This is a genomic window from Bacillus sp. 1735sda2 (assembly GCF_024159245.1).
Taxonomy (GTDB): Bacteria; Bacillota; Bacilli; order Bacillales; family Bacillaceae; genus Bacillus; species Bacillus pumilus_O.
The window spans coordinates 2519871-2542732 of the sequence record NZ_JAMYWZ010000001.1 but is presented as its reverse complement, the minus strand read 5'-3'; the positions used below and the strand labels follow the sequence as shown (position 1 = coordinate 2542732).

23 protein-coding genes and 1 pseudogene are annotated in these 22862 nt (G+C 39.1%); 21 read left to right on the top strand and 3 right to left on the bottom strand.

What is annotated here, in order from left to right:
- Positions 1-21 precede the first annotated feature (21 nt).
- Positions 22-687: a YrrS family protein gene (locus NKR21_RS13200; protein ID WP_012010704.1), complete on the top strand. Its 666-nt coding sequence runs from the start codon at positions 22-24 to the stop codon at positions 685-687.
- Between the two features lie 35 nt (positions 688-722).
- Here NKR21_RS13200 and NKR21_RS13195 read toward each other — a convergent pair whose 3' ends face one another.
- Positions 723-926, bottom strand: coding sequence for a YrzA family protein (locus NKR21_RS13195; RefSeq protein ID WP_034620637.1), 204 nt, complete (start codon positions 924-926; stop codon positions 723-725).
- Between the two features lie 186 nt (positions 927-1112).
- On the opposite strand from NKR21_RS13195, the gene NKR21_RS13190 reads away from it, so the two are divergent.
- The 7 genes from NKR21_RS13190 to NKR21_RS13160 all read left to right on the top strand — a co-directional run bounded on the left by NKR21_RS13190 (position 1113) and on the right by NKR21_RS13160 (position 5791).
- Positions 1113-1754 carry a class I SAM-dependent DNA methyltransferase gene (locus NKR21_RS13190; RefSeq protein ID WP_012010703.1) on the top strand — a complete coding sequence of 214 codons (642 nt, stop codon included), beginning with the start codon at positions 1113-1115 and terminating at the stop codon, positions 1752-1754.
- A gap of 15 nt (positions 1755-1769) precedes the next feature.
- Positions 1770-2465, top strand: a complete 696-nt coding sequence (gene mtnN / locus NKR21_RS13185) for a 5'-methylthioadenosine/S-adenosylhomocysteine nucleosidase (protein WP_012010702.1) — start codon at positions 1770-1772, stop codon at positions 2463-2465.
- A 46-nt stretch (positions 2466-2511) separates the two neighbouring features.
- Positions 2512-3435, top strand: a complete 924-nt coding sequence (locus tag NKR21_RS13180; RefSeq protein WP_144455786.1) for a PLP-dependent cysteine synthase family protein — start codon at positions 2512-2514, stop codon at positions 3433-3435.
- A gap of 1 nt (position 3436) precedes the next feature.
- Positions 3437-4585, top strand: coding sequence for a bifunctional cystathionine gamma-lyase/homocysteine desulfhydrase (locus NKR21_RS13175; RefSeq protein WP_119125172.1), 1149 nt, complete (start codon positions 3437-3439; stop codon positions 4583-4585).
- Positions 4586-4657: 72 nt separating this feature from the next.
- Positions 4658-4888 (top strand): YrhC family protein, encoded by a 231-nt coding sequence (locus NKR21_RS13170; RefSeq protein ID WP_041815772.1) that lies wholly within the window; start codon positions 4658-4660, stop codon positions 4886-4888.
- Between the two features lie 446 nt (positions 4889-5334).
- Positions 5335-5469, top strand: coding sequence for a YrzI family small protein (locus NKR21_RS13165; protein ID WP_012010698.1), 135 nt, complete (start codon positions 5335-5337; stop codon positions 5467-5469).
- 160 nt (positions 5470-5629) lie between these two features.
- Entirely contained in the window at positions 5630-5791 is a 162-nt protein-coding gene (locus tag NKR21_RS13160; protein ID WP_158511374.1) for a hypothetical protein, read from the top strand.
- A 43-nt stretch (positions 5792-5834) separates the two neighbouring features.
- On the opposite strand, the pseudogene NKR21_RS13155 reads toward NKR21_RS13160, so the two are convergent.
- Positions 5835-5918: pseudogene (locus tag NKR21_RS13155) on the bottom strand (YjcZ family sporulation protein); the annotation flags it as partial.
- Positions 5919-6227: 309 nt separating this feature from the next.
- On the opposite strand from NKR21_RS13155, the gene NKR21_RS13150 reads away from it, so the two are divergent.
- The 8 genes from NKR21_RS13150 (at position 6228) to NKR21_RS13120 (ending at position 15469) form a co-directional block, all read left to right on the top strand.
- Positions 6228-6830 carry a class I SAM-dependent methyltransferase gene (locus NKR21_RS13150; protein ID WP_144455878.1) on the top strand — a complete coding sequence of 201 codons (603 nt, stop codon included), beginning with the start codon at positions 6228-6230 and terminating at the stop codon, positions 6828-6830.
- Positions 6831-7250: 420 nt separating this feature from the next.
- On the top strand, positions 7251-8465 hold the full coding sequence (fdhA, locus tag NKR21_RS13145) for a formaldehyde dehydrogenase, glutathione-independent (RefSeq protein ID WP_012010696.1): 1215 nt from the start codon (positions 7251-7253) through the stop codon (positions 8463-8465).
- Positions 8466-9181: 716 nt separating this feature from the next.
- Positions 9182-9745: a GNAT family N-acetyltransferase gene (locus tag NKR21_RS13140; RefSeq protein WP_144455788.1), complete on the top strand. Its 564-nt coding sequence runs from the start codon at positions 9182-9184 to the stop codon at positions 9743-9745.
- Positions 9745-11463, top strand: coding sequence for an ABC transporter ATP-binding protein (locus tag NKR21_RS13135; RefSeq protein WP_144455790.1), 1719 nt, complete (start codon positions 9745-9747; stop codon positions 11461-11463). Before NKR21_RS13140 ends, NKR21_RS13135 begins: the two co-directional genes overlap by 1 nt.
- 580 nt (positions 11464-12043) lie before the next feature.
- Positions 12044-12271, top strand: a complete 228-nt coding sequence (locus tag NKR21_RS21275) for a sugar nucleotide-binding protein (protein ID WP_144455882.1) — start codon at positions 12044-12046, stop codon at positions 12269-12271.
- Complete coding sequence (locus tag NKR21_RS13130; protein ID WP_144455792.1) at positions 12234-13172, top strand: ABC transporter ATP-binding protein; 939 nt, start codon at positions 12234-12236, stop codon at positions 13170-13172. Before NKR21_RS21275 ends, NKR21_RS13130 begins: the two co-directional genes overlap by 38 nt.
- 19 nt (positions 13173-13191) lie before the next feature.
- A complete protein-coding gene (locus NKR21_RS13125; RefSeq protein ID WP_144455794.1) occupies positions 13192-14358 on the top strand; it encodes an ABC transporter permease in 1167 nt (388 codons plus the stop codon).
- On the top strand, positions 14351-15469 hold the full coding sequence (locus NKR21_RS13120; protein WP_144455796.1) for an ABC transporter permease: 1119 nt from the start codon (positions 14351-14353) through the stop codon (positions 15467-15469). The genes NKR21_RS13125 and NKR21_RS13120 overlap by 8 nt, the downstream gene beginning before the upstream one ends.
- Before the next feature lie 136 nt (positions 15470-15605).
- Here NKR21_RS13120 and NKR21_RS13115 read toward each other — a convergent pair whose 3' ends face one another.
- The gene (locus tag NKR21_RS13115) at positions 15606-16499 is read right to left on the bottom strand and encodes a LysR family transcriptional regulator (protein WP_144455798.1); all 894 of its coding nucleotides are present in this window, start codon (positions 16497-16499) and stop codon (positions 15606-15608) included.
- A 139-nt stretch (positions 16500-16638) separates the two neighbouring features.
- Here NKR21_RS13115 and NKR21_RS13110 point away from each other — a divergent pair, with 139 nt between their 5' ends.
- The 5 genes from NKR21_RS13110 (at position 16639) to NKR21_RS13090 (ending at position 22834) form a co-directional block, all read left to right on the top strand.
- On the top strand, positions 16639-18090 hold the full coding sequence (locus NKR21_RS13110; RefSeq protein WP_186299629.1) for an alanine/glycine:cation symporter family protein: 1452 nt from the start codon (positions 16639-16641) through the stop codon (positions 18088-18090).
- Complete coding sequence (locus NKR21_RS13105; RefSeq protein ID WP_144455800.1) at positions 18087-19250, top strand: iron-containing alcohol dehydrogenase; 1164 nt, start codon at positions 18087-18089, stop codon at positions 19248-19250. The genes NKR21_RS13110 and NKR21_RS13105 overlap by 4 nt, the downstream gene beginning before the upstream one ends.
- Positions 19251-19380: 130 nt before the next feature.
- A complete protein-coding gene (locus NKR21_RS13100; protein WP_144455802.1) occupies positions 19381-20130 on the top strand; it encodes an SDR family oxidoreductase in 750 nt (249 codons plus the stop codon).
- Positions 20131-20501: 371 nt separating this feature from the next.
- Positions 20502-21722 (top strand): MFS transporter, encoded by a 1221-nt coding sequence (locus NKR21_RS13095; RefSeq protein ID WP_144455804.1) that lies wholly within the window; start codon positions 20502-20504, stop codon positions 21720-21722.
- 71 nt (positions 21723-21793) lie between these two features.
- Positions 21794-22834 carry a 2,3-butanediol dehydrogenase gene (locus tag NKR21_RS13090; protein WP_012010688.1) on the top strand — a complete coding sequence of 347 codons (1041 nt, stop codon included), beginning with the start codon at positions 21794-21796 and terminating at the stop codon, positions 22832-22834.
- Positions 22835-22862 lie beyond the last annotated feature (28 nt).

The window sequence follows — 22862 nt, the reverse complement described above, 5'->3', positions numbered from 1 at the left end:
AGGCAAAGGAGTGCAGAGATTTTGAGTAGAAATTCTCGATTTGAACATCGTGATAAGCGCAGAAAGGCGAATATGGTCCTTAACATATTAATTGGTATCGTTGTGGTGCTTATTTTGGTGGTCGCAACGAGTTTATTAATTTTTAATAAACCGAAAGACACAGATGTAGCGGATCCACCTTCTAAAACGGCGCCTGCAACAAGTGAAAATAAACAAAAATCAGATGAAGATGTGAAAGATCAAAAGAAAGACACATCCGATGATTCAGATGCTAAAAAAGATGACTCATCTGATCAAGACGACGATACGAAGAAGTCAGATGATGAAAAAGAGCCTAATAAAGATGCGTTAAAAGACGCCAAAGAAACAGATGGCGGCAAAACGAGTGACGTAGACAAAACATACGAAAGCGATGACTGGGAGCCTGTAGGAACAGAGCAATCCGGTTCACATACAGCAACCTATGATTCTAATTCAAAAGACTGGAAAGAAATGATGAAAGCCATGTCCTATGCGACGGGAATTTCAGAAGATCAAATGACCGTTATTTGGTTAGGAAATAACGGAGGCCCTCAAGATGCAAAGGGAACCATCCGTGACAAATCAACAGGCGAACGCTACCGCGTGGAAATCACATGGGTAGATGAAAAAGGCTGGAAACCTGTAAAGGTTGAGAAATTAAAATAAACAAGAAAAAAAGATAGCAGTCATGCTATCTTTTTTTAGATATTCGCCTTAAAATGAACAACCGCTGTATACAAAATTCGGTCATCGATCACAGTCGTTTGATGACTGACAGAATGAACGGTCAGCAGAATGGCCTGATTATGTTCAATTTGTTTTTGGATCTTTTGTTCAAGTTCTTTTAAAGACGATGCTTCAAAGAATTCAATTTTATCCTTTAGAAAATCCAACTGAAAATCCATTTGATTCACCTCTCCATACTCTTCATTCATCTTAATCTCTCTCCTCTAAAAGAGCAAATATTTTTCTACCCCTCCCAGTATTTTTTAGTAGGAAAGAAACTGAAGATGTGGTAGGATAGGAACTGTTCGACGGATTAAAACATACTATACGCATAGGAATAAATAGATAAAGTGGAGGGAAAGAAAATGGGACGTGAGTTTCTTTCTTTATTTGATCATTGGGCTGACTCTTATGACGACACGGTAAGTGGTCATGATGAGCAGTATGAAGAAGTATTTCGCCGGTATTCGGTGATTTTAAAAGAAATTGTTCACCGCGCAGGTCAACATGTTCTTGAATTTGGAAGCGGCACGGGGAATCTAACAGCGGCACTGCTCGCAGCTGATAAGAACGTATTTGGTGTTGAACCATCAGACGCCATGAAGAAAGCAGCTCTTCAAAAGGGAATACCCGATGTGTTTCATGATGGCGATTTTTTATCATTTCCAGCACCGCCATTTGAGCCGGATACGATCGTCAGTTCATATGCATTCCACCATTTAACGGACGAAGAAAAAAAACAAGCCATTCACACCTATAGCAACATCCTTCACTCAGATGGTAAAATAGTCTTTGCTGATACAATGTTTCAAAATCAATCAGCACATCAAGCTGAAATTGACAAAGCGAAAGCGGCAGGGTTTGATCAGCTTGCTGAAGATTTAGAAACGGAATATTATCCATCCATCGATGTGCTAAAGCAAATCTTTGAAGAAGAAGGTTTTAGTACGTCCTTTCATCAAATGAATGATTTTGTTTGGATCGTAGAAGCGAAGAAAAGGGAATGAAAGGATGTTTTTGATTTGAAAATCGCTGTCATAGGTGCAATGGAAGAAGAAGTGACGATATTAAGAGATCAACTAAAGAATGCTACACAAGAAAACATCGCTGGGTGTGAATTCACAACAGGTGTATATGAAGATAAAGAAGTGATTTTATTAAAATCAGGGATTGGAAAAGTGAATGCAGCGGTCAGCACAACACTTCTGCTTGATCGCTTTCAGCCAGATTATGTGATCAATACAGGATCAGCTGGCGGTTTCCATCACACATTAAATGTAGGGGATATTGTGATCTCTACTGACGTTAGACATCATGATGTGGATGTCACGATCTTTAATTACGAATACGGACAAGTACCAGGATTGCCCGCTGCTTTTGTTGCAGACGAAAAGCTTGTGAAGCTGGCAGAGGAATCGGCTTTAGAGATCGATCATATTCAAGTGGCAAAAGGAACGATTGCAACCGGAGATTCATTTATGAATGATCCGAATCGTGTAGCGTTTGTGAGAGAGAAGTTTCCAGAGCTATATGCGGTAGAAATGGAAGCTGCAGCTGTTGCACAAGTTTGCCAGCTCTTTGGAACGCCATTTGTTGTCGTTCGAGCGCTATCTGATATTGCAGGGAAAGAATCCAATGTCTCATTTGATCAATTTCTTGAGCAAGCAGCGATTCACTCAACCGACCTTGTCTTGCGTATGATAAAGCAAACTCAATAAAAGAAGGGGATTCCCCCTTCTTTTCCATACAAAGGAAGGGAATCATATGGCTGTCATAAAGGATATTACAGAATTAATTGGCCGCACACCGCTTTTAAAACTGTCAGGAATCGGCATCCCGGAAGGTGTAGAGGTATATGCGAAGCTTGAAATGATGAATCCGGGTGGAAGTATTAAAGATCGTTTAGGTGATATGCTCATAAGAGAAGCATTGGCATCTGGCAAATTGCGCCCTGGCGGAACCATCATAGAAGCAACTGCTGGAAACACAGGCATTGGGCTTGCTCTCAGTGCAAGAAAACATCAATTGCGTACTATTTTTTGCGTACCAGAACATTTTAGTCAAGAAAAACAACAGCTCATGAAGGCGCTCGGTGCAGAGATCATTCATACACCAAGAAAAGAGGGAATGAAGGGTGCGATTAATCGAGCCCTTGAACTAGAGGCAAGCCTTGACAATGCCTATTGTGTTTTGCAATTTAAAAACCAAGTAAATCCATTGACTTACTATAAAACGCTTGGTCCAGAGTTATGGTCCGACCTGCAAGGAAACATCGATGTATTCGTTGCAGGAGCGGGATCTGGCGGAACTTTTCAAGGGTGTGCTGCCTATTTAAAAGAGCAACATCCGGCGCTAAAAACAGTTGTTGTCGAACCTGAAGGATCGATTTTAAATGGAGGAGATCCAGGTCCGCATAAAACGGAAGGAATCGGCCTTGAATTTATCCCAGATTATATGGAATCTGCTTTATTCGATGAGATATATACCGTCAGTGATCATGATGCTTTCCACATGGTGAAAGAAGCTGCTGAAAAAGAAGGCGTTCTCATCGGGAGTTCTTCGGGAGCAGCGTTATTTGCCGCTTTAGAAGAAGCGAGGAAGGCAGCACCTGGGACCGTCATCGTCACCATTTTTCCTGATAGCAGTGAACGGTATTTAAGTAAAGGCATTTATGAGGGAGGAAAATAAAATGAAACGAAAAACAATGATGATACACAGCGGAACAACGGGTGATGAAAAAACGGGCGCTGTGTCTGTACCTATATACCAAGTGAGCACCTATAAGCAGCCGAAAGCAGGCGAACATACAGGGTATGAATATTCAAGAACAGCGAACCCAACAAGAACGGCACTAGAAACCGCCATTCGTGACCTTGAAGGAGGAGCAAACGGCTACGCATTTGGTTCAGGAATGGCTGCCATTACGGCAGTGATGATGCTGTTTAACAGTGGAGATCATATTGTCCTGACAGATGACGTTTACGGCGGAACGTACCGCGTCATCACAAAGGTACTCAATCGTATTGGCATTCAAGCGACCTTTGTTGACACAAGTGATCCTGAAGCAGTGAAAAAGGCGATTTTACCTGAAACAAAAGCGGTTTACATTGAATCACCAACCAATCCTTTACTCAAAATGACTGACCTCAAAGCAGTCGGCCAATTGACAAAAGAAGCTAACATCTTAATGATTGTTGATAATACATTTTTCACACCTTATTTCCAAAGACCGATTGAATATGGGGCAGACATTGTCCTGCATAGTGCCACTAAATATTTAGGTGGTCACAGTGACGTCGTAGGTGGGCTTGTTGTAACAGCGACGGAAGAGCTTGGGGAAGAACTGCATTTTGTTCAAAATTCTACAGGTGGAATCCTTGGACCGCAGGATTCATGGCTTCTCATGAGAGGAATCAAAACACTTGGACTAAGAATGGAAGCACATCAGCAAAATGCACAGAAAATCGCTGAGTTTTTAGAACAACATCCAGCAGTCACACGTGTTTATTACCCAGGTCTTGATGCTCATCCCGGACATGAACTTGCAAAAACGCAAGCATCAGGCTACGGCGGTATGATCTCTTTTGATATTGGAAAAGAAGAACATGTCGATGTGTTTTTAAGTCAGCTTAAGCTGTTTACGATCGCAGAAAGCCTTGGAGCGGTTGAAAGCTTAATTTCTGTTCCTGCTCGAATGACTCATGCGTCCATTCCAAAAGACCGTCGCGAGGAGCTTGGCATCACTGATGGGTTAATTCGTATATCCGTCGGGATTGAAGATGTGGATGATTTACTGAATGATATGAAGCAGGGACTAAACGCACTAGTGAATGGATAGATTTACATGCCACTACCTTTCTTTTACTATGTTAAGCTATTAATAGACATGTGAAACAGGAAGGTGATTCAAGTGAAGAAAAAGTGGAGTGGTTTAGTGACAGATTACAAGCAGTACGCTTTTATTTTGCTTGCTGTCAGCACCTTTTTATATATTGGTACGATCATACCAAACCAACACATCGAAGCATCTCCGAAAATGCTGATGATGGGAATTGATTGTGTTTTCTTATTAGCAGCTTTTCTTTGTGTGAGACGCGCGATCTTTTTTCAAAAGAAACTGCAAGAACTAGATGAAGATTAATTCGAAAAGTCTCCTCATAATCGTGAGGGGGCTTTTTTGATTGTATTGGACAATTGGACAAGAATTGCTGTAGAAATTTAGTCAAACACACAAAAATCATCTATTTTACTAAAAACAGGTTTACAAAATGGTGCTTGCTGGATATACTAACAAAGTAATTAAAAACGTAAAGGAGGCTGAAGAATATGTTATTCGTATCTACTTGTGAACAATTCAACTACAATTTCATCATGTCATCAGCCTGTGGAAGAGCTCGTGTCCTTCCTTTACCTTATACGGTGCACACGCTTCAAAACTGTTAAAGTAAACGAGGATTTTACGTATCATCCATTGCAGGTTGGAAGACACTGTCTTTTGATCTGCATTTTTGTGTGCCCACAGGTCAACTGACAAAGAAGATCTGCGGGCTATTTCGCGTGCTGCGAACTGAAGGGAGGTGAGCGTATATGACAATCCATTTATTTTTTATCACATTAACGATCCGACGAAAATACAAAGACATTGAAACGGTTCTTTATGAACAACAAGTCGAAACATTTTATGAAGAAATGAAGCAGAAACAACTAAAGTATATGAACTAAAACACGAAAAGAAAAATTGAAAAAGGAGGAGATTGACATGTTTATGATGCTTGCAATGCTTGATTGTTATACGATGGAGAAGGACCAGGTTTAGACACGCTCCACATTGATCATCTGCACATATGATATCCATAAAAGGAGATTGTGAGGTGATCAACGAATGTCGATGTCACCATATATGAGGTTTCCGTCAGTGGGGCACGGATATACATCCATTCCGCATTCTTTAAAGCATGGATACGGTAATCCGTACCGAATGCAACGAGAGCAAGAGGAAATGCTCAGACAATATATGTATCAGTACCGACCTTATTGGTATTAAAGAAAAGGAGCAGGAAACGTTATCGTTTCCTGCTCCTTTTACATTAGCAAATCCAGCTTGCACCGATGATGATCAACAAAATGAACAGTACAACAAGCAATGCGAATCCGCCTGCAAAACCGCCACCGTAACCACCGCAGCCTCCAGCATAACCTCCACCAAAGCCCATAATCTAGCACCACCTTTATCTAATCAAGATACATTCATAAAATATGCAGCTCATGCAGAAAACGAAATCAATCTGAGCACAATTAATGAAAACGCCTATTCAGATTAAAATTTTTAAAAGTTCTGCGAAACATTTTCTGAAAAGGTGCCGTCTAATCAATAACAAATAATTAGGACTAGGTCTTAAAATTTGTTGGGTGAGAGCCGATATGAAAAGTAAGAAAATTCGTAAATAGTTTTATTTACTGGTGCAAAGCAGGTGTTAACATTGATTCAAAGCTGGATTGGAAAACAAATGAGGGAACCAAAAGGCTTGTTCTCAAAATGGGTTGCCCGCTATATGGAAAAAAATCATCATAATATCAATGAATGGACGATTCAACTCTTAAATATACAAGAAAATGACCGGATTTTAGAAATCGGTACTGGAAGAGGCATGACATTATCAAAAGTAGCAGAGAAACTTGATCGTGGTAAAGTATATGGAGTCGATGCCTCTCGTCATATGATCAAATATGCAAAAAGAAAACATAAAAAGCTTGTGGAACAGGATAAAGCCGTCGTGACTCTTGGTAAAGCTGAGCATTTACCTTTTGAAGACAGATCATTCAATAAATTATTTACGGTGCAGACCATTTATTACTTGAAGGATATTGAGCAAGTCATGAAGGAAGTGTACCGCGTTCTTCAAGTGGATGGAGAAGTATACTTATCTTTCCAACAGCAGGAACTGATGAAGGAACAAAAGTGGTCACAATCTTTTTCATCGTATAGTGAACAAGAGATTAGCCGCCTATTTTCAGCGTATCACTTTAGAGAAGTTTCGGTTTATCACTATGATACATACATCTGTATCAAAGCATTAAAATGATGAAAATATTTCCCAGGTAATGAACAAGCATTCAAAAGAGGCTCTTCGTGAGAGGAGCTTCTTTGCGTGTCATTGAATCATGTTTGAACGAATTAAAAAAAGTCTCTTCATCAGAAGAGACTTTTGCATGTCATATAGGCGCCAGCCAGGTGTGTAAGGAATGATAGTATATATAAGGAATTTGTTTGTCGATTAAGGATACCTGTCTGGCTTATTTCTTATATCGACACCGTTCTTCAAAAGTTTAGCTTTTTTTTCAATATTTTCTTTTTTATTTAACTGAAAGAGACATTTTTCTCTCTATGGTAGACATTTTTCGCTTTTTTTTAATCAATTGTGCCATTTGAAGCAGGGAATTGCCTCATAAATAGAGAAAATTGTAGAGACTTCATTTTTAAACAAAAAGGGAGGAATGAAAACATGTCGGGAAACAAAGGTGTCGTTTATAAAGGAGCAGGAAATGTAGCAGTTGAGGATATTGGATACCCTGATTTGATTTTAAGAGATGGCCCGGGTGTACCGAAAGCCAATGTGGGGCGCAAATGTGAGCATGGCGTCATTTTAAAAGTAGTGACGACGAATATTTGCGGAAGTGACCAGCACATGGTGAGAGGTCGTACGACTGCGCCGGCAGGACTCGTCCTTGGTCATGAAATTACAGGTGAAGTCGTTGAGGTAGGACGAGATGTGGAGTTTATTCAAAAAGGAGACCTAGTGTCTGTTCCATTTAATATTGCTTGCGGACGATGCGTCATGTGTAAGGAACAAAAAACCCATGTGTGCTTAAATGTAAACCCGGACCGTCCAGGCTCTGCCTATGGATATGTCGATATGGGCGGATGGGTTGGCGGCCAATCCGAGTACGTCATGGTGCCATATGCAGATTTCCAGTTGCTGAAATTCCCAGACAAAGATCAAGCGATGGAAAAAATACTTGATCTGACAATGCTTTCCGATATTTTCCCGACAGGTTTTCACGGTGCGTATACGGCTGGAGTAAAACCTGGTTCAACCGTATATATTGCCGGTGCAGGGCCAGTTGGTCTTGCCGCAGCGCATTCCGCTCAGCTCCTTGGCGCTTCTACAGTCATTGTCGGAGATTTGAATGAACAAAGGCTGGAGCAGGCCAGAAGCTTTGGCTGTGAGACGATCAATTTACGAAAACATGATCGAATCGGCGAACAAATCACCAATATCTTAGGAGAGCCAGAAGTAGACTGTGCCGTCGATTGTGTTGGCTTTGAAGCTTCAGGTCATGGAGATCAAGGAGAAGCACCTGCAACCGTTTTAAATACAATTATGGATATTACCAAAGTTGGCGGTAAACTCGGAATCCCAGGACTTTACGTCACAGAAGACCCTGGTGCAGTGGATGCTGATGCAAAAGTTGGATCACTGAAAGTGCGAATTGGACTCGGCTGGGCAAAAGCCCATACCTTTGTGACAGGTCAAACCCCTGTCATGCAATATCACCGCAGTCTAATGAAATCTATTTTAAGCGGACGAGCACAAATCGCCAAAGCAGTGAATGCAACCGTCATTAATCTTGATCAAGCCCCTCAAGGATACAGTGACTTTGATTCAGGTGTAGCGAAGAAATTTGTCATTGACCCGCATGGGATGATTTCTCGATAAATTTTTAACATGAAAGGAGCCGCTCCATAAATGGGTCGGCTCTTTATTGTGGAATCAACAATACATGTAAACGAAAGAGATGCTTTCTAAGAAGGTCCTTGATGATCAATAATCGCATAATGTCCAGCGGATTTCATCCTTGCTGACGGTCATCTAGGCGACAAAATAGGTAGCTCACATCTCCAGACTCCTCATTTAAGAAATTTCCTTTTGAATACACAATACCGTATGCGTCTGTACTTTTAACCCCAAGTTTTTTTAACATGGCGTAGATTGCTCGTAAAGTTCTTAGATCTTCCAGTGATATCGACCAAACTATTGTTCTCGTCGCTATACACAACAGGTTCAGCTGGTAATTGCTTCATCAAAATTTCATCAAATAAATTAACTTCCATTTTTTTTCAGACAATCGTTCGTTCTAGGAAAGATTGTTGGTATCTTTATTGATTTTAAGTAATTTGAAAAATTACCCTCTGGTAAATGTTTTTTCGAATATATTTTTCATTTCTTTCTTTACTCTAGAGTTACTCCATACTTTACACTATTTCTTGTGAACTTAACACGACATAAATGAGAAGCATTCGTTATTGTGTTGAACGCACTAAGGTTGATGAAGAGAAGGTGTCAGGAGGTATATTGATCAATTTACGGGTACGCAGCTATTTTTAACAGTCGGTCGAATATTTTAATCAGTTTAAAAGAAAGGGTTTTTAGAAATGGCAAAACTAAATGGACAAATTACGTTAGCACCTGTACCGCAGGACGAGCTAGCAACATTTAAGGCAGAATTACAAGAGGCATTTATGAAAGGGTTACAAGATCGTTTTACAGATGCGGAAGATCCGACACAAATGGGACCAATCCCGTCTGAGGAAGATTTCGATCATTCACTTACTGCCAAAGAATCGGTCGTACGTCAACTTGTACTAAACGCCGAAAGAATTGGTGGTGTCGTATTGAAAATGAATAACGAAACCCAGCGAAACGAAGTGGACTTCCTTTATACAAGGGCAAATGCACATGGCAAAGGTCTTGGCACTAAAATGTGGGAAGCGATAGAAGCAGCGTTCCCAGAGACGAATGTTTGGGTGCTGCACACACCATATTTTGAAAAGCGTAATATTCATTTTTACGTTAATAAATGTGGCTTTAAAATTGTCGAGTTTTATCACCAAGGCAACCCAGGGCCGAATGTTGAAGGCGAAGAGCCGAAATCGGATGAAGAGTACGAGTTTTTCCGTTTTGAAAAGGTCATGGCGAAAGTGAGCAGTGAATCATAATGAAAGGGAAAATTTCACAGCTTTGGATTTTGATGAATCGCAGTCAAATGGCGAATGGTCAATTAGTTCTTTTATTTTTTATCAGTATCGTAGAGGTGGCAGCTGGACTTGCTGTGCCACTACTCACAATGAAGCTTATTAATCAAATTTCAGATACTGGTTTTGCATTAACGTCACTCTTACCAGTCATTGGCGTTTTAATTGTACAGGCGATGCTTAGTGCCGTTACATTTTATATGATGCGTCGTTTAGGTGAAGGAGTTGTTGCGAATTTACGAACAGAAATATGGGAGCATATGCTACATTTACGATTAACTTATTACGATGCACATGAATCTGGCGAAACGATGAGTCGAATTACGCAGGATACAAACGTCGTAAAGGAGTTTGTAACAGAAAAGCTCGTGTCGTTTGTATCGGGACTTTTCGCGATACTCGGTGCAATCGTTGTTTTACTATGGATTGACTGGAAAATGACGCTACTGCTACTGATCGACGTACCACTAACCATTTTTGTGACGTATCCGTTAGGAGAAAAAATGTACGCGATTTCGAAAGCCAATCAAGATGAGTTGGCAGGATTTGGCGGACGATTAGGGAGAATTTTAACAAACATTCGCCTTGTGAAAGCTTCGCAAACAGAGCAGCAAGAGCTAGCAGGCGGAAAAAAGCAAATTCAGCAGCTGTACAAGTACGGATTAAAAGAAGCAAAAATTGTTGCGATTCTTTCACCACTTATGACGTTGCTCATGATGGTTGTGATCATTGCGATTTTTGGGTACGGCGGTTCACAGGTTGCTTCAGGTGCCATTAGTTCTGGCGAGCTTGTGGCAATCATGATTTATTTAGTACAAATTATTATGCCATTTACACAAATGGCGACATTCTTTACTGATTTACAAAAAACACTGGGCGCAACAGAGCGTATTGTCGAGGCCTTAGATGAGAAGCGTGAAGTACAAGACGGTGAACCGGTAACTGCTACGTCACAGCCGATTCATTTTGAACATGTGTCGTTTAAGTACAACGAAAAATACGTGTTAAAAGATATGACGTTTACGTTAAAGCCAAATGAAACAACGGCCTTTGTCAGCCGGAGTGGTGGCGGGAAAACGACGATGTTTTCCCTTATTGAACGATTCTATGACGTGACATCAGGTGCGATACTGTATGGCAAAGAAAACATTGAGCAATTTAACTTAATAGAGTGGCGTGAGCTGTTTGGCTATGTAAGTCAAAATGCACCGTTATTAAATGGAACGATTCGTGACAACGTCATGTACGGGACGAATGGAGCAAGTGAACAAGAGGTACTTGCCGCATTAAAAGCAGCCTATGCCTATGATTTTGTCATGCAGCTGGAAAAACACCTCGATACAGAGGTTGGTGAAGGAGGTATTAAGCTTTCGGGTGGTCAAAAACAGCGTATTGCGATTGCTCGTGCGATTTTACGAAATCCGAGAATCTTATTACTTGATGAGGCGACATCGAACTTAGATAACGAATCAGAGCGTGAAGTGCAGCTTGCTCTTCAAGCGTTAACGAAAAACCGGATGACAATCATCATCGCCCATCGATTATCCACGATTACAAGTGCAGACCAAATTCTTGTCTTTGAAGAAGGACGCTTGTCAGGTCAAGGCACACATGAAGCATTACAAAAAACACATCCGTATTATCAACAGCTCTGGCATAATGGTCGTTTAACTGAAGATTAGAGGAAGAGATACAGTTACTTTCTTGAATGTAAAGAATTTAAAAAACTGATGAAATGGAAGTGGGACAGAAACAAAATCCTACTTCCTAAATCTTAATAATTTTACATATGCAATTAACCTCTAAATTCCCTCAAAAAAGCAAACTCCCTAAATACAAAATGAGTTTTTGAGAAAAATATATATTAAATCCATAAAACATAAAAAAACTTGAAGTAATAGGAAAATAAAAGATTGAGAACTATTATATTAAAATGTATTTAAGAATATTCTGGGTATCTTCATATTTTTATACAAAATTGGTTTAAGTTATCTATTGTTGACCGATAAGATGATTATCAAATGATGAATAATGTATTTATATCTATTCTATTGAAATCACTATCTCTAATAGACATTTAATAAAACTTGTTAATGGGACATCTACAAAGTATCTTGCTGAAGCTCTGATAAAATAGGCGCAATTTTTGTGCACTTTAGTATTGACTATGTTTTCAATGGAGAGCAAACCATTCCATATATGAGAAAAACAAACCCAATCCTCTTAATGTATATGGAAAATCTAATAGGTTAGGAGAAAAATATATATAGGAATCTACAACACGTAGCACAAATCTCAAAAGTTGAGTCAAAATCATACCCAAATTCTGCCGAAAGACCAACATTTTCTGCACTGGATTGTCTGCTGTTTTCGAATGTAATCGGTTATGAATTACCTAATTGGCGTGTCGGGCTTTTGCAATACCTAAAAGAAAGAAGGAGTGGTGAGACATTTGTTAGAAGTCAATCAAGTAGTAAAAAACTATGGTGATAAACAAATATTAAAAGAAATAAGTTTCAAAGTTGAAAAAGGAGATTCATTTGGCTTTTTAGGGCCAAATGGAGCAGGTAAATCTACTTTAATTAGTATTATCACAGGGCTTTACCAACCAACAGATGGTTACGTATTAATCGAAGGGTATTATATGAAGGGGCAACAAAAAAAGGCACAACAAATGATTGGAATTGTTCCGCAAGAAATAGCGTTATACCTCAATATGACGGCAAAAGAAAATTTAACCTTTTGGGGTAGAATGTATGGATTGAAAGGAAAATTATTAAAAAAAAGAGTGAGAGAAACTCTTGAAATAATAGGACTTGAAGAGCGTGCAAACGATAAAGTCAAGCTTTTCTCTGGTGGGATGAAAAGAAGAGTCAATATCGGTTGTGCTATTTTACATAAGCCAAAAATTTTAATTATGGATGAACCAACAGTTGGAATAGATCCTCAATCGAGAAATCATATTTTAGAAACTGTCAAAAGGCTAAATCAAGATGGAATGACTATTGTTTATACGAGTCACTATATGGAAGAGGTCGAATACTTATGTGACAAAATTGGAATCATTGATCAAGGATCACTTGTTGCACTAGGGACAATTGCTGAACTAAGTAAGCTTGTTGAAGAACAAAGAGAAATCATTTTAACGATTAAAAATAATAAAGCAGATATTGAAAGAGTGTGTAATTATATTCGAGAAAGCTATCCTTCTAAAGATTTTAATGTCGATGGTCAAAAATTTAGAATATCAGATCAAAAACCTCAAGAATTTATTAGTAAGTTCATTCAAGTATTAACAGATATGAAAGTGGAAATTATTTCAGCAGAAGTTGTAGAACCAAATTTAGAAAATGTATTCTTATATTTAACAGGTAAGAAATTACGAGACTAGACCGAATAGAGGTGAACACATGAGCATCTGGGTTGTACTAAAAGATCTATTATTGTTTTTTAGAGATAAGAAAAGCTTTTTTACACTTTTTTTTATGCCTATCATATTAATTGCTATATTAGGTGCAGCATTTGGAGATAACATGAAGAAAGATAGTGATGTCAAGATCAATTCGTTTCGTGTAGGGATAACTGATCAAGATAAGTCCACTACAAGTAAGATGTTTCTTTCAACATTGTCTAGGAGTGAACTCAGTGACATATTTGAGGTGAAGGTCACCTCGAAAAATCAATTAGAGAAAGATCTAAATAGTAGAGACATTACAATGGGCATCATCATCAAGCCGAATTTTGAAAAAAGTCTATTAAATCACGATCATGTGCAATTGGATATTTTGAGAGGACCTCATTCGAATTTACAGGAAATAGTTCTGGAAAATGTGGTTTTGCAGTTCTTTCAACATTATCATATGAATCGTATTCTGGTGCCGTTGAATCAAGGTAAAGAAGTGGAAATTGTGTCTGATCAACTGAAAAAAGAACTGGTGAACGAGAGGAATATTCATATCAACAGCCAGCCGGTTACGTCCTTTCAATACTACGCAGGCGGGATGGGTGTGCTTTTTTTATTAATGACTGTTGTTTTTCTAGTTGGAAGTATGATAGAGGAAAAAGAGGAAGATGTTTATAAAAGGCTGATTGTATCAAAATTAAGTAATACTAGTTACATTGTTGGGAAGTTATTGGGTATTGTTTTGATCTGTATGATTCAACTTACAGTCATTATTTTATTTACTAGCTTTGTCTTTAAGGTGAACTGGGGAGAGCCTTTTACTGTTGTTATGATCGGATGTAGTTTTATATTAAATGCTGCGGGTTTCGGGGTGCTGATTGGTTCTTTTATCAGTAGAGAAAAAACGTTTAACAGTGTGGGGATTTTAGGAACACAAGTGTTAGCTGCTTTAGGCGGGAGTATGGTGCCCTTATACTTATTCCCGCAATGGATGATTGATATCAGCTATTTTTTACCCAATTCTCTTGCACTTCAAATGTTTTTGAAAAGTATGGCAGGTGCTGATTTTAGTGAAATTCAAAGCGGGTTTATACTAAGCTGCGGGATGGGACTAGTTTTCTTCATCACTGCTTTAATTAGAATGTCTTTTGAAAGGAAGCATCACTATGTATGAAATATCAGCCATTGTTGCTTTAAAGCTAAAAGAAACATTAAAGTCCCCATTGACGCTCATTTTTTTATTTGTTATGCCAATTGTATTTAGTTTTATCTTTGGAAGTACCGCATCTGATACAAAGAAACCTACAGTTGCTTTTATTCAAGAGCCTAGTGAAGGTAAACTGAATCAAGAAATTTTTCAAATTCTCGAAAAAAACACCAAATTCCTCTGGGTAAAGGCGACTGAAAGCGATGCAAAAGATTTAGTATCTGAAGAAAAGGTCATTGCGTCTGTGAAAGTCGCAAACCCGTTAAAGTCCCATCTGAAAGATAAAGAGATTTTTGATGTGACAGTTTATAAGAAAACTGAGGAATATGCTGTCTTATCTCCCTATTTAAAAGAGACAGCGGCCATCATTTATCAAATCAATCAGGGTGTGAAAGAGAAGAAAAGTGTTTCTCTCACCAATGCTTTAAACAAGTTAAATGAATCTGGCACCATTTCATTGGTTGAAAAAAATCAAGATGGAGAGGCAAGCCAGCAACCAAATTTAATACCGCTTGGCTTTACTATTATGTTTATGATGTTTGCGATTTCAAGCTCTGTGTCATCCATTCATTTAGAGTATAAAGATTATACTTGGCAAAGATTGCTTTCGAGTCCCATTCATAAAATATCTGTGTTATTGGGGTATTTCATAGCTTATTTTCTTCTTGGATGGATACAGCTAGGTGTCCTTCTGACCATCTTATCCATATTCTTCAATGTATACTTAGGAAACTTTATGCTCATTTTAGTGTTTGGATCATTTGTTATTGGTCTTGTTGTGAGTTTAGGTTTTATGATTGCAACCTTATCTCATACAAAAAAGCAAGCTGAAGTATTTAGTGCAATTATCATTGTAGGAACTTGCATGCTAGGCGGTATTTATTGGCCATTAGATATCGTTCCAGACATGATGAAGAAGATCTCGTTAGCTATACCGCAAACATGGATGATGTCTGGTTTTGGTGAGATTATGAGCGGTACTGTCAATCATTCAATCTTATTATTAGACATAACAGTTTTAGCTGCATTTACGATTGTTTTTATGGTGATTGGTTTGAAAAATATCCGATCCTATTAATCTCTTTGCATGACATTACTTTTACCTTTTAGAAAGCATAAGCCCCTCTATATAGCTATAGAGGGCTTTTGTATACAATAACTCTTCAGTATGTTCTGGAGGCGCCTCAATAAAAAGAAATAGAAAACTGCTCATATTACCCGTTTAAAAGGATATAATCCTCTGTTAAATCCACAAATGCCTTTAAAGCAGGGGACATCCATTTGTTTTTATGCCAAAATAGTTGAATCTTCGTAGAGAAACAGGGGTCCATCCAATTGATTTTGATGATATTGCCTTCTGCTATTTCTTTTTTTACAGAAATTTCAGGAAGTACAGCGATTCCTAAGCCTGCCATTACACATTTTTTTATGGCTTCTACATCTGCTAATTCTAGTTTACTTCTTGGTTTTGCACCTGCCTGTGTTAATGAGTGTTCGAAGGCGTAGCGATAATCACATTCTTCAGTTAACAACAATCGTTGCTCGTTTAAATCACTTGGATATACATTTTGTTTTGTGCTCAAAGGATTTGTTGGGCAGCATACAATGGCCATCGGTTCATCTTTTAATTCTTTTACAAGTAAATGTGAGGATACTACAGGATTCATGGATAATAAGGCGACATCAATTTGTCCTTCAAGTAATAGAGTTAAAACATCCTTTTCCGCTATTCCTGGGCGGAAGATCAGTTCCACTTTTGGATACTTCGTTTGAAAGTCAGTTAAAATATGAGGAAGCCGGTAGGTACATTGTGTTTCAGATGCACATATTCTCAAAATGCCGCTTGGCTCATTCATCCCACCAACAGCCTCTAATGCTTCCCCTGTTAAGCCTAAAATTTTATCTGTATAATGTTGAAATTGTCTGCCAGCTTCTGTTAAGATCACCCTTTTTCCAAGCCTTTCAAATAGAGGCGTTCCTAGCTCTTCTTCCAATGCCACAATATTTGCTGTGATGCTAGATTGAGCATAACCAAGCATTTGTGCAGTTTTTGTAAAGTTTAATACTTTTGATGCTGTTTGGAACATCATCAGTTGTTTGATCTCCAACTTCAAACCTCCCTAAATCGGATGAGCCGATTGATACAATCAGAAAACTTCTATAGATAGATCATAACATTTTCACTATCATAAAAGTAAGCGCTTGCAATCTTTTGTTATTTCAAATATTCAGATGTACAAAGGGGAGATGGCTTTGTTTGAAGTGATGGTCAATTCAGTGAATGATTTTTTATGGACATATATTTTAGTATTCATGTTAATAGGCATAGGAATCTACTTTACAGTGAGAATGAAATTGATGCAAATTGTCTTACTAAAAGAGATTTTCCGTTCTATTTTTGAAAAAGCACCCAAAACCAAAAAGGGAAGTCATGAAATTTCATCTATGCAAGCTTTTTTTATTGGGGCTGCTACAAGAATTGGTACTGGAAATATGGCAGGTGTTGCGATTGCTATTACTGTTGGTGGTCCTGGAGCTATTTTCTGGATGTGGTTTGCAGCCGTTTTAGGAGGAGCCTCTGCATTTGTCGAAAGTACACTGGCACAAATTTATAAGGTGAGAACAAATGACGGATTTAAAGGAGGCCCTGGTTACTATATTCAAAAGCAATTCGGATTGAAATGGCCAAGTCGGATTTTTGCCTTTTCTGTTATTCTTAGTTTCGGCTTAATTTTTAACGCTGTACAAACGAATACAATTACAAATGCCTTTCAGTATTCATTTGGGATCAGTCCGATTGTCATGGGGCTATTTGTTACAATTTTTACAGCTTGCATTATTTTTGGTGGTGTGAAGCGAATTGCTAATTTTACACAAATCATTGTGCCAATTATGTCGGCATTTTATATCATTTTAGCACTTTATGTGATTGTCACAAATATCGGTGCTGTACCCGCAGCATTGGCAAGTATTATGAAAAGTGCATTTGGATTAGAACAAATCGTTGGCGGCGGCATTGGTGCTGCGATAATGAACGGTGTAAAACGGGGGCTCTTTTCAAATGAAGCAGGAATGGGTAGTGCACCAAACGCTGCTGCTGCCGCCAATGTTTCGCATCCAGTAAAACAAGGATTTGTTCAATTGTTAGGTGTATTTTTTGACACATTAGTGGTTTGTAGCTGTACAGCCTTTATTATTATGCTATCGACAGTAGAAACAGCAGGTGAATTATCTGGTATCGAAATTACACAAGCCGCAATGGCACAGCATTTTGGATCTTGGGCTAGTATTTTCTTAGCATTTGCTATATTTACTTTTGCTTTTAGTTCTATTGTAGGAGGCTACTATTATGGTGAAGCCAATATCGGTTTTATCCATAACAGTGTAACAGCGTTATTGACGTATCGAATCTTGGTATTATTGATGATCATGTTTGGAGCTGTGGCCAACTTACAAATCGTTTGGACGTTGGCGGACTTGTCGATGGCCATTATGGCAATCGTCAATTTGATTGCAATTGCTATCCTAGGAAAATATGCTTTTGCCGCTTTAGAAGATTATATTCAACAAAGGCTGTTAGGTAAAAATCCAGTCTTTTATGCATCTAGCATACCAGGTTTAAAAGAAATAGAGTGGTGGGGAGCAGAAAAACAAACGGCTCACTCAATAAACTTAAATGAAGGAGTAGAAAAATCATGAGGAATTTTGAATATCATTGCCAAACAAACATAATGATGGGGACTGGTCAGTCAAAAGAAATTGGATCTATAGTAGAGGATCTTGTATTGCCAGGTGCCAAAGTGATGATTGTGACAGATTCTGGTGTGAGAAACGCAGGGCTTGTTCAGCCTATTGAAGCGTATTTGCAGGAAGCAGGTTATTCAGTATTTGTATTTGATCAAGTATCTCCAAACCCTAGAGATAATGAATGTCTAGCTGGTGCAGAGCTTTTTAGAAAAGAACAAGCATCAGCGGTTATTGCGATTGGTGGCGGAAGTCCAATGGATACGGCGAAAGCAATTGCTTTATTAGGTCCAAATGGCGGCATTCCTGAAGATTATATATCAGGGAAGAAAGCATATGCTAATCTATCTCCACTAATTTGTATTCCAACAACGGCTGGTACTGGCTCTGAGGTAACACGTTCATCTGTCATCACGTTAGCTGCTTCACATAAAAAAATCACATTAAAACATGCCTTGCTTCGGCCAACCATTGCGATTTTAGACCCATCTCTTACATTAACGGTGCCAAAAAGCATAACAGCTGCAACAGGCGTTGATGCATTGGTACACGCTATTGAAGGCTATTCTTGTAAAGTAACAAATCCTATTTCAAAAGCAATGGGTGCAAGTGCAATGGAGACCATTGTAAAATACTTACCGGCAGCATTTGAAGATGGCTCTGATCTAGAAGCAAGATATAAAATGCAAGAAGGTAGTTTACTAGCCGGCTTATGCTTCGGTTCAGCTGATGTCGCGGCCGTTCATTGCTTAGCAGAAGCCCTTGGCAGTCTTTATGATACACCTCATGGTATCGCAAACGCGGTATTTTTGCCTTATGTCATGCAATTCAATGCAGCTGAAAACAAGGTGTTACACGCAGAGCTTGCCAAAATCATGAGCTTTGCAAATAAAACGGATTCAGATGATGTGGCGATTCAAAAATTAATTGATGGCATGTATACTTTCACAAAAAAATTAGGTATTCCAGCACTAAAAGATTTATCTTATGTAAAAGAAGAAGATTTTGAAAAAATGGCTGAATTAGCAGAACAAAACGGTTCTACATCAAGCAATGTTCGTACCGTTACGAAAGCCGACTACTTAGACATTTTAAAAGCTGCTTTTGATCAATGAATTCCAAAGAAACACTCTCCTCATGACACGACCACTTGGAGGGTGTTCTTTTATGTTTCATGTGGCTATGTCTCGTCTATATAAGAGTGTTATGATGACAACATCTGATGGAGAAAGGATGGGATAAACGATGAACTTTCACAATAAAACAGTCGTCATCACAGGTGCAGCCAATGGAATTGGTGAAATGATCGCTTGGGGCTATGCAAAAGAAGGAGCGCGAGTGGTGCTTGCAGATATAGATGAAGAGAAGGGGAAGCGATTGGAGGAAGAGCTAAAAAAAGAATCGTTAGAAGCTTATTTTAAGAAAACAGATGTGACGCAAGAAACGGATATTCAGCACTTAATGTCGTTTGCGGTGGAGCGCTGTAAAACGATTGATATTCTCATTAATAATGCTGGTGTCATGTGTACTGTATCGCCTTATGAATTAACGGTCGATGAGTGGGATCGTGTGTTACAAACGAACCTAAGAGGGACTTTTTTATGTGCAAGAGAAGCAGCACGTTATATAAAAGAAAATCCAAAAGGCGGTTCTATTGTGAACATTTCATCTACCCGCGCGACCATGTCAGAGCCAAATACAGAAGCATATGCTGCATCAAAAGGCGGAATATCTGCGCTGACTCATGCCTTAGCGACTTCTTTTAGTCCGGATCATATCACGGTGAATAGCATTTCCCCTGGATGGATTGAAACGAAGGATGAGAAGAATCTCCGAGAGATCGACCATCAGCAGCATCTTTCCAATCGAATCGGCACGCCAAAGGATATTGTGAAGGCCTGCTTTTATTTAACCGATGAGGACAATCAATTTGTGACTGGCACAGATTTAGTTGTTGATGGTGGCATGACCAGAAAAATGATCTATGCTGATTAGCTTGAAAAAAACGTTGACGCTTTGATCAAGGCGCAGTACAATATGTAACAATTCAGCTGAAGATCGTGATGAAATAAAGACATAGCGCTAATAGAGAAGAGTACATCATGAACCGTCCCGCACAGAGAACTCCGTAAAGCTGAGAAGGAGCCGGGCAGCATGTTGGAACCAAGCCTCTTAGCTCTGCACCGGATTCCTTCGGATGGTGGTGCGGCGACATTCTCCCGTTACAGAGATGGGTTCATGATGACCTGCTAAGGTTCATTTGGCAACAGATGAATAAACTGAGGTGGCAACGCGGAGTAAATCCCGTCCTCAAGACAGAAATGTCTTGGGGGCGGGATTTTTTATGGCAAATAGGGGGAAAAGTGATGAAAAAACATTGGCGGGATATGAGTTTGCTACTTGGAGCCATCGGAATTGCGAACATAGGAGAATGGATTTATATGATTGCGCTCCATCTGCTCATTTTTCAAGAAACAGGCTCTGTGCTTGCTGTAACGGCTGTCTATATGATGAGACCAGTTGCTTCTCTTTTGACAAACAGCTGGTCTGGCAGTTTGATTGACAGGCTGAATCAGCGGAAAGTGATGATCAGCTTAGATATCAGCCGGGCAATCTTGATCGCATGTATACCCTTTGCGCTATTTTCAGGGTATCTGCTTACCTTGTATGTAATCGTATTTCTTATTCAAATGGCACAAGCGATGTTTCATCCGGCTTCGATGGTCTATATGACGGGATTGATCCCGGCGGATAATCGAAAAAGATTTAATGCCATTCGTTCATTATTACAATCGGGTGGGTTTTTACTTGGTCCCGCTGTGGCAGGTCTGCTTTTTTTAATCGGAACTCCTGTTTTTTCAATTTATATCAATGCAATTTGTCTATTGGTATCTGCTCTGTTCACGACGTGTTTACCGAATTTGCTCAAACAAGATGCTAACCAAAAGGGCTTTACCCTTTCAATGTTAAAAGAGGATGCGAAGCTTGTTCTCCGGTTTAGTTTGACATCACGCCAGATTATGACGGTGTATTTGTTATTTAGTGCCGCTATCACGGTACTTCCTACTGCGATTGATTCTCTTGAAACAGCCTTTGCAAAAGAAGTGCTACTGCTGACTGATACACAATATGGTCTTCTTGTTAGTATAGCTGGGGCAGGTATTATCGCAGGCGCAGGTCTTAATTCGGTGATTGTGGAAAAGCTGCCTGTTTCGATCATGCTCGGGGTTGGTAGTTTGTTTGTGGCATGTGGCTATCTCATTTATGCTTTTTCCAGCACATTGTTTGAGGCCGCTGTTGGATTTTTTATATTAGCATTCTTTTTAGCTTTTGCGAACACAGGTTTTATGACTTTCTATCAAACGAATATCCCGGTAGAGGTGCTGGGGCGGGTAGCGAGTTTTTACGCTTTGGTGGAAGCCATTCTGACGATCATGATGACAGGGTTCTCTGGTGGACTTGCACATGTTTTATCAATCAGAACCTCCGTTGTCATCGGTAGTCTATGTATGCTTCTTGTCTGTTTATTGCTATGTTTTGTCATCTTTCGTCCATTGACTGGCAAAAAGATAGTGCATCCTACTTAGAAAATTAAAAAAATTATGTTATAATTATTTAAGTAAGTTAAATGAAATTGATGAGAAAAGGAGTCTTACACATGAAAGCACTACGCTGGCACGATCAAAAGGACATTCGACTAGAGGAAATTGATGAACCAAAAGTTGCTCCAGGAAAAGTGAAACTTAAAGTGAAATGGTGCGGCATTTGTGGTAGTGATTTACATGAATATCTAGGAGGACCTATCTTCATTCCAGTGAATGAACCTCATCCACTGACAAAAGAAAAAGCACCTATTACACTGGGGCATGAATTTTCTGGTGAGGTTGTTGAAGTAGGAGAAGACGTGAGCAATTACAAAGTAGGCGACCGAGTGGTTGTTGAGCCTATTTTTGCAACTCACGGACATCAAGGTGCTTACAACTTAGATGAAAACATGGGCTTTTTAGGACTTGCCGGAGGCGGCGGTGGATTCTCTGAATATGTATCTGTCGATGAAGAATTACTTCATTTATTACCAGACGAAATTTCATATGAGCAAGGGGCACTTGTAGAGCCTTCAGCAGTTGCTCTATATGCAGTTCGTTCTAGTAAAGTACAAGCTGGTGATACAGCGGCTGTGTTTGGATGCGGACCAATTGGCTTACTTGTTATTGAAGCATTAAAAGCAGCTGGTGCTACTGATATTTACGCAGTAGAATTATCTAAAGAACGCCAAGAAAAAGCGAAAGAGCTTGGAGCGATCATTGTTGATCCTTCTCAATATGAAGATGTTGTTCAAGAAATTGCACGCCGTACAAATGGTGGCGTCGATGTTTCTTTTGAAGTGACAGGTGTACCTGTTGTATTGAAGCAAGCAATCCAATCAACTAGAATTTCAGGTGAAACAGTCATTGTGAGTATTTGGGAAAAAGGCGCAGAAATTTTGCCAAATGACATTGTCATTAAAGAACGTACAGTCAAAGGAATTATCGGCTACAGAGACGTATTCCCATCTGTATTAAACTTAATGAGAAAAGGCTATTTCTCTGCAGATACGCTCGTTACGAAGAAAATCAAGTTGGACGATGTAATCGAAGATGGTTTCCATGCTTTAATCAATGAAAAAGATCAAGTGAAAATTTTAGTTAGTGCTGAATAAGTAAGATAACAAAGGGAATGGCAGAAGC

Bases quoted from the DNA above. Each gene is read 5' to 3' on its own strand.
- NKR21_RS13175 (WP_119125172.1), top strand. From the start codon at position 3,437: ATGAAACGAAAAACAATGATGATACACAGCGGAACAACGGGTGATGAA.
- NKR21_RS13120 (WP_144455796.1), top strand. From the start codon at position 14,351: ATGTATGAAATATCAGCCATTGTTGCTTTAAAGCTAAAAGAAACATTA.
- NKR21_RS13160 (WP_158511374.1), top strand. From the start codon at position 5,630: ATGTCGATGTCACCATATATGAGGTTTCCGTCAGTGGGGCACGGATAT.
- NKR21_RS13195 (WP_034620637.1), bottom strand. From the start codon at position 926: ATGGATTTTCAGTTGGATTTTCTAAAGGATAAAATTGAATTCTTTGAA.
- NKR21_RS13180 (WP_144455786.1), top strand. From the start codon at position 2,512: ATGGCTGTCATAAAGGATATTACAGAATTAATTGGCCGCACACCGCTT.
- NKR21_RS13165 (WP_012010698.1), top strand. From the start codon at position 5,335: ATGACAATCCATTTATTTTTTATCACATTAACGATCCGACGAAAATAC.
- NKR21_RS13190 (WP_012010703.1), top strand. From the start codon at position 1,113: ATGGGACGTGAGTTTCTTTCTTTATTTGATCATTGGGCTGACTCTTAT.
- NKR21_RS13125 (WP_144455794.1), top strand. From the start codon at position 13,192: ATGAGCATCTGGGTTGTACTAAAAGATCTATTATTGTTTTTTAGAGAT.
- NKR21_RS13090 (WP_012010688.1), top strand. From the start codon at position 21,794: ATGAAAGCACTACGCTGGCACGATCAAAAGGACATTCGACTAGAGGAA.
- NKR21_RS13095 (WP_144455804.1), top strand. From the start codon at position 20,502: ATGAAAAAACATTGGCGGGATATGAGTTTGCTACTTGGAGCCATCGGA.
- NKR21_RS13105 (WP_144455800.1), top strand. From the start codon at position 18,087: ATGAGGAATTTTGAATATCATTGCCAAACAAACATAATGATGGGGACT.
- NKR21_RS13140 (WP_144455788.1), top strand. From the start codon at position 9,182: ATGGCAAAACTAAATGGACAAATTACGTTAGCACCTGTACCGCAGGAC.
- NKR21_RS13100 (WP_144455802.1), top strand. From the start codon at position 19,381: ATGAACTTTCACAATAAAACAGTCGTCATCACAGGTGCAGCCAATGGA.
- NKR21_RS13110 (WP_186299629.1), top strand. From the start codon at position 16,639: ATGGCTTTGTTTGAAGTGATGGTCAATTCAGTGAATGATTTTTTATGG.
- NKR21_RS13135 (WP_144455790.1), top strand. From the start codon at position 9,745: ATGAAAGGGAAAATTTCACAGCTTTGGATTTTGATGAATCGCAGTCAA.
- fdhA (WP_012010696.1), top strand. From the start codon at position 7,251: ATGTCGGGAAACAAAGGTGTCGTTTATAAAGGAGCAGGAAATGTAGCA.